Source organism: Alcaligenes sp. (assembly GCF_050255915.1).
Taxonomy (GTDB): Bacteria; Pseudomonadota; Gammaproteobacteria; order Burkholderiales; family Burkholderiaceae_B; genus Alcaligenes; species Alcaligenes aquatilis.
The window spans coordinates 156,212-162,943 of sequence record NZ_JBFWIQ010000010.1; the positions used below are offsets into that span (position 1 = coordinate 156,212).

The 6,732-nt window shown below is 55.3% G+C and carries 6 protein-coding genes; all 6 read left to right on the top strand.

Annotated elements, in window-relative coordinates; genetic code table 11:
• Positions 1-146: 146 nt before the first annotated feature.
• The 6 genes from AB7E06_RS13990 (at position 147) to AB7E06_RS14015 (ending at position 6,246) form a co-directional block, all read left to right on the top strand.
• Positions 147-1,163, top strand: coding sequence for an amino acid ABC transporter substrate-binding protein (locus tag AB7E06_RS13990; protein WP_094197766.1), 1,017 nt, complete (start codon positions 147-149; stop codon positions 1,161-1,163).
• Between the two features lie 98 nt (positions 1,164-1,261).
• Positions 1,262-2,449 carry an amino acid ABC transporter permease gene (locus AB7E06_RS13995; protein WP_125277810.1) on the top strand — a complete coding sequence of 396 codons (1,188 nt, stop codon included), beginning with the start codon at positions 1,262-1,264 and terminating at the stop codon, positions 2,447-2,449.
• Positions 2,450-3,544 carry an amino acid ABC transporter permease gene (locus AB7E06_RS14000; protein ID WP_108728534.1) on the top strand — a complete coding sequence of 365 codons (1,095 nt, stop codon included), beginning with the start codon at positions 2,450-2,452 and terminating at the stop codon, positions 3,542-3,544. It abuts the gene before it with no gap.
• 59 nt (positions 3,545-3,603) lie between these two features.
• Positions 3,604-4,341 carry an amino acid ABC transporter ATP-binding protein gene (locus tag AB7E06_RS14005; RefSeq protein ID WP_094197763.1) on the top strand — a complete coding sequence of 246 codons (738 nt, stop codon included), beginning with the start codon at positions 3,604-3,606 and terminating at the stop codon, positions 4,339-4,341.
• A gap of 70 nt (positions 4,342-4,411) precedes the next feature.
• Positions 4,412-5,401, top strand: a complete 990-nt coding sequence (locus tag AB7E06_RS14010; protein WP_094197762.1) for a Bug family tripartite tricarboxylate transporter substrate binding protein — start codon at positions 4,412-4,414, stop codon at positions 5,399-5,401.
• A gap of 266 nt (positions 5,402-5,667) precedes the next feature.
• A complete protein-coding gene (locus AB7E06_RS14015) occupies positions 5,668-6,246 on the top strand; it encodes an OmpA family protein (RefSeq protein WP_094198434.1) in 579 nt (192 codons plus the stop codon).
• Positions 6,247-6,732: the final 486 nt, after the last annotated feature.

A 6,732-nucleotide genomic window follows, 5' to 3' on the forward strand; every position in this document is an offset into this window, starting at 1 on the left:
CGACGTAGGTAAAAGTATTCGTCAGATTGTTAGAGGGAAACCCCCGATGCGTGTTTGCACAGTCTGGCTCTACGATTGGACACCACAGCTTAGCTGCAATTGTAATCTGCATCCATTTACCAAAAGTAAACAGGAGGTGATATTCCATGACCTTAGTGAAAACCATTGCATGTAGTGTTGCGTTGATGGCCCTGGCCGCTAATGCACAAGCAGGTGAAACCCTGGACTCGGTCAAGAAAAAGGGCTTTGTCCAGTGTGGTGTCTCAACAGGTATTGCAGGATTCTCGCTGGCCGATAGTAAGGGAGCCTGGTCTGGTATTGATGTGGACATGTGCAGTGCGATCGCCGCTGCTGTTTTTGGGGATGCCAAAAAATACAAGGTGACGCCCTTGACCACCCAGCAGCGCTTTACCGCCCTGCAATCGGGGGAAGTGGATGTGCTAACCCGCAACACCACTGCGACGATCTCGCGCGACACGACCTTGGGCTTGGTCAGCGCTGGCATCAACTACTATGACAGCCAAGGCGTGATGGTGAAAAAATCCCTGGGTGTCAAAAGTGCCAAAGAGCTGGATGGAGCTGCTGTGTGTGTACAGCCTGGCACGACAACCGAGTTGAATCTGGCGGACTGGTTCCGGGGCCAGGGTATCAAATTCAACCCTGTGGTGATCAACAATCCTGAAGAGGCGATGCGCTCCTTTACCTCCGGTCGTTGCGACGGCTTTACCAGCGATAAATCCCAGCTGGCTGCTATGCGTGCTGCCCAGACGACACCGGACGAGTTCGATATCCTGCCTGAGGACTTCTCCAAAGAGCCGCTGGGCCCGTTCGTGCGTCAGGGTGATGATGACTGGTTCACGCTGGTGCGATGGACTCTGAATGCCATGCTGGAAGCGGAGGAATATGGCATTACCAGCGCTAACGTGGATGAAATGACCAAGAGCAATAACCCCAATATTCAGCGCATTCTGGGCGTGTCCGGAGAGCTGGGTAAAGGTCTGAAGTTGGATAACAAGTGGGCCTACAACATCATCAAACAGGTTGGCAATTACGGAGAAAGCTTCGAGCGTAATCTGGGTAAATCGACAGCACTGAAGCTCGATCGCGGTTTGAACGCACAATGGCGTGACGGTGGGGTGATGTACGGCTGGCCAGTGCGGTAAGATTTCGGTCTTCGCTGTTTGTTTTTGCGTCTGGCTTCGGCCAGACGTGCGCCACCTCGCAGGGCTACGCGTAGTGCTGCATCCATGGGTTTTACGCTATGGCACAAAATACACCTGCCGTGCCAGCGCCCCCTAAACGGCGCCTGTCCTGGAATGATCCGTTCACACGCGGCATTATCTACCAGGTGCTGATTTTGGGTGTGCTCGGTTTTTGTGTGTGGTATCTGGTTTCCAATACCTTGCACAACTTGGCTGTCCGCAATATTTCTACAGGCTTTGATTTCCTGGACCGAGAGGCAGGCTTTGCCATTGGCGAGTCGGCTCTGGCGTATACGCCCTCGGACACGTATGGGCGGGCCATTCTGGTCGGCCTGGTCAATACGCTGAAAGTGGCGGTGATCGGCATTATTGCCGCCACCGTGTTTGGCACCTTGCTGGGCATTGCACGCCTGTCCAAGAACTGGCTGGTTTCCCGTTTGGCGGGCTTGTACGTGGAAGTGATGCGTAACGTGCCACTGCTGCTGCAACTGTTCTTCTGGTACGCCCTGATTACCGAGACCTTGCCCGGACCTCGGCAGGCTTTGAACCCGATCAGTGGCGTATTTCTATCGAATCGCGGTTTGAAGCTGCCGACCTTGCAGGGCGATGGCATGGACTGGATCTTCATGGGTCTGGGTCTGGCCGTGGTGTTGTGGGTTCTGATGGCGCATTGGGCGCGTCGTCGTCTGGAAAATACGGGCCGTCCTTTTCCCACCCTCCGTTTTGGCATTTTGCTGCTTGTTGTGCTGCCGGTTCTGGCCTTATTGCTCAGTCCCGAGCCCTTGGCGTTGGATATGCCCCGCCTACAAGGTTTCAACTTTGTCGGGGGCGCGACCTTATCGCCTGAATTTGCCGCCTTGCTGGCCGGTTTGGTCACCTATACTTCGGCCTTTGTTGCCGAAGTGGTGCGCTCCGGTATTCAGGCAGTGGGTAAAGGACAGTGGGAGGCGGCGCAGGCGCTGGGGCTGTCCCGTGGCCGCATGATGCGTCTGGTGGTTCTGCCCCAGGCATTGCGTGTGATTGTGCCGCCCATGACCAGCCAATACCTGAACCTGACTAAAAACAGCTCTTTGGCCGTGGCCATTGGCTATCCCGATATTGTGTCTGTGGTGAACACCACCTTGAACCAGACAGGGCAGGCGATTGAAGGCATTTTGATCATCATGGCGGCCTACCTGACGGTCAGCCTGTCGATTTCGGTTTTCATGAACTGGTACAACAACCGCATTGCTTTGGTGGAGCGATAAATGAGCCATACGCCTACATCCACCGTAAGCGGGCCACCGCCGCTGCAGCGGGGCACATTGGGTTGGCTGCGCCAGAACCTGTTTTCTTCCCCCTTGAACGCCATTTTGACGGCGCTGTCGGCCTGGTTGTTGTTGATGACCGTACCAGCGATGATCGATTGGTTGTTCATCAAGGCCAATTTCGATGCACAAACCGCACAGGACTGTCGGGCCAGTGCCGGGGCGTGCTGGGCTTTCATTCGTGAAAAGCACCGCCTGATCCTGTTTGGCATCTATCCCTACGACGAGCAATGGCGGCCCTTGCTGGCCTCTATCTTGCTGACCCTGCTGATTGTGTGCAGTTGCGTGCGCTGGTTTTGGAAACCGTGGCTGCCTTTGCTATGGCTGGTCGGCCTGATCGTCGTGGGTATTTTGATGTGGGGCGGCGTGCTGGGTTTGAGCTATGTGGAAAATAGCCTGTGGGGCGGCTTGCCGCTGACCTTGATTCTGGCTACCTTCGGCATCGCTTTCGCCTTTCCTTTGGGCTTGCTGCTGGCCCTGGGGCGTACCTCGCGCTTGCCGGCCGTCAAGGCGGTGTGCGTGGTCTACATCGAACTGATTCGTGGCGTACCACTGATCAGTTTGCTGTTCATGTCCTCGGTGATGCTGCCGTTGTTCATGCCCGAGGGCTTTAACATCGACAAACTGCTGCGTGCCCAGATCGCGATTATTTTGTTTGCGGCGGCCTACATTGCGGAAACTGTGCGGGGTGGTTTGCAGGCCATTCCAAAAGGACAGTATGAAGGGGCCGCCTCGCTGGGTTTGAGCTACTGGCGCACCATGCGCCAGATCATTTTGCCGCAGGCTCTCAAGATCGTGATTCCGCCATTGGTAGGTATCTTTATTTCCTTGTTCAAGGACACCTCCCTGGTCGTGATTATCGGTATCTTCGATTTGACCCAGGCCGCCAAAGTCGCTCTGGCCGATGCGGCCTGGCGCGGCTTTAGCCGGGAAGCCTATCTGTTCATCGCACTGATTTATTTCGTGTTCTGCTACTCCATCTCTCGCTACAGTCGTTCGCTGGAGCGACGTTTGCAAACGGGTTATGAACGCTGACACAGGTGGCAAAGCCTTGGGTAGCACCGAGGCTTTGCTGGCCAGACAAGGAGTTTTGCATGGCAGACGCCATTATTCAGCTAAAGAACGTCAATAAATGGTATGGGCAGTTTCATGTGCTGCGCGACATTACCTTGGATGTGGCCCCAGGCGAGCGCATCGTTATTTGTGGACCCTCTGGCTCGGGAAAATCCACCCTTATTCGGTGTATCAACCGCTTGGAGGAGCATCAGCAAGGGCAGATTATTGTGGCCGGTGAGGAACTCACCAACGATGTGCGTCAGGTTGAGGCCATTCGGCGTGATGTGGGCATGGTGTTTCAGCACTTCAACCTGTTTCCTCACCTGACTGTGATGGAAAATCTGACTTTGGGGCCGATGTGGGTACGTCGCAAGACCAAGGCCCAGGCTCAGGAACTGGCCATGCAATACCTTGAGCGTGTGCGTATTCCAGAGCAGGCCAACAAGTATCCTGGACAGCTTTCCGGTGGGCAGCAACAGCGCGTGGCGATTGCCCGTTCCTTGTGCATGGAGCCTAAGATCATGCTGTTTGACGAGCCGACCTCGGCGCTGGACCCGGAAATGGTCAAGGAAGTGTTGGAGGTAATGGTCGAGCTGGCGCATACCGGTATGACGATGCTGTGTGTGACCCACGAGATGGGTTTTGCACGTAAAGTGGCAGATCGGGTCATTTTTATGGATCAGGGCGAAATCATCGAGCAAAATACGCCTGATGAGTTCTTTGACTCGCCACGCAGTGAAAGAACACGCGAGTTCTTAAGCCAGATCATCCATTAAGGGTCAGTGGTTGCTCTGTACGGGCTGCTTTACGCAGCCCATATGCATTTTTATTTCAAGGAAAAAAGTGATGTTTCGTGTCTGTAAGTGGCTGCTGGCGGTCTCTGGTGTTGCGGCTGTCATGGCTGCCCCGGCTGTCATGGCAGAGGATTCCTATCCTTCCAAACCGATCCAGTTCGTGGTGCCGTACCCGCCGGGTGGCCCCTTGGATAGCATGGCGCGCTTGCTGGCTGAACGTGTCAAAGACGATCTGGGTACGGTCGTGGTGGAGAACAAATCAGGAGCAGGTGGCAATATCGGTGCCAGCATCGTGGCCAAGGCTGCGCCAGACGGCTACACCTTGATGATGGGTGCGGTGGCGATCAACGCCATCAACCCCTGGTTGTACAAGGCGATACCGTTTGACCCAGTCGAAAGCTTTGCGCCCATCGCGCTGGTTGCCTCGGTGCCTAACATCTTGATCGTAAACAAAGAGTTTGCCGAGCAAAACAAGATTGCCTCGGTGCAGGACCTGATCAACTACGCTAAAGAGCATCCTGGTCAAATGAACTTTGCCTCGGGCGGTAATGGCAGTGCAGGCCATCTGGCCGGTGAGGTCCTGAATACCCGTGCCCAGATCAATTCCGTGCACGTCCCTTACGCGGGTGCCAATCCTGCCAAGACAGCATTGCTGGCTGGCCAAGTGCATTTCATGTTTGACAACCTGGCTTCGGCCGCGCCGTTGATCAAGGCCGATACCGTAAAAGCCTTGGCTGTGACGACTCTGGATCGTTCCACTTTCTTGCCTGAGGTTCCCACTATGGAACAGGCTGGCGTGAAACCATTCGACCTGGGCACTTGGTTCGGTGTGTTCGCCACCGGCGGTACACCTCAGCCCGTTCTAGACAAGTTGCATGCCGCTTACGCCAAGGCTTTGATGGATCCCGCCGTACGTGAAGCTCTGGCTACCATGGGCTCGGATGTTGAGCCTGGCACCATGGCCGAGTTCAGCGAGCTTGTCAGCAATGATCTTAAGAAGTACAAAGAAGTCGTTGCTGACTCGGGTGCCGAGTTGTTTTAAGTATTCAAGGGCGTAGCCCCCAAGGCAATGGGTGACTGAAGTTGGCATGGTCGCTGGCAAGATCAAGAATTGTTAAACAAGGCAGTGAAGTCTGTTTTGAAGTACCTGCTTGGTGTGCCTCTTGCTAGTATTAGAGGCATTCAAGCGGTCTTGGTACTTAACTTAAGATTACGGAGCCAATAATGACAATTTCCATTCGTTCTGCAAAATTAGCAGCATGTGCGGGTGCTCTTTCCCTTTTGGCCGCTTGCGGCACTATGGACAATATGAGCACAGGCGGTCGTACCGCAATGGGTGCCGGTGGCGGTGCTGCTGTGGGGGCGGGTATTGGGGCCTTGATCGGAGATAGCAGCAAGGCAGCCATGATCGGTGCAGGTATCGGCGCCCTGGCTGGTGGTATTGCTGCGTATAACTGGTCTGGCATCAAGAAGGATGTTCAGCAGTCTGGGGCAACTGGGCTGGGTGTGGATGTGACCGAAATGGCTGATGGCAGCTTGCGGGTCAATATTCCTAGCAGTGTGTCTTTTGATACGGGTCGCTATCAGTTGAAACCCGCTTTGCTGCCTGTGCTCGACAGTGTTGCTCGTGCGATGAATCAGCATCCCGAGTTGCGTGCTAAGGCTGTTGGTCATACCGATAGCACCGGTTCGGCGCAAACCAACCAGACTTTGTCGGTCAACCGTGCCAGTGCGGTAACCAACTACCTGACACAGCAAGGTGTGGGGCAAGGTCGTCTGATGGTGGAAGGCCGTGGTCCGAATGCTCCTATTGGCGATAATGCCACGGCTGAAGGCCGCGCCATGAACCGCCGTGTGGAGTTGTATTTGTACGCTCCGCAGAAGTAAGTCTCTGCTTGCCGCCTTAAGGCGTGCTGACAAAAGGCCCGGTTTTTTAACCGGGCTTTTTTTGTGCTCGATCGGGGAGTAATGGAGTTTGAGGGCAGGGTCCTCTGCTTGTTGCTTGTTGTTAGTTGTGAGCTGCCAATTGGCGCTTATCTGTTGTCGCTGATGGCGTCACCGTTGCTTTGGGGGTAAGGCTGATTATTGAGTAGAACCCAGTAATGAGCACGCCCTTGGGGGCGGTGGGGACCCGGAGGGGCTTGAGCACTTGCCGGTGCTGCGCACCGGTCCCCTTGTCGAGGTTCTCATCCGGGCGCACTCTGAACTCGCGGGGTGGTTCGTCCCCCGGACGAACCACAAGCGTCCCGCTCAAACAGCAGAGTGCTTGCATCCCGGATGATGCCCCCCCCTGCGGCAAGTACTCTGAATCGCCCCTCCGGGTCCCCACCCCCCCCAAGGGCTTATACCGTGGCTATTCACGTAATCATGCAT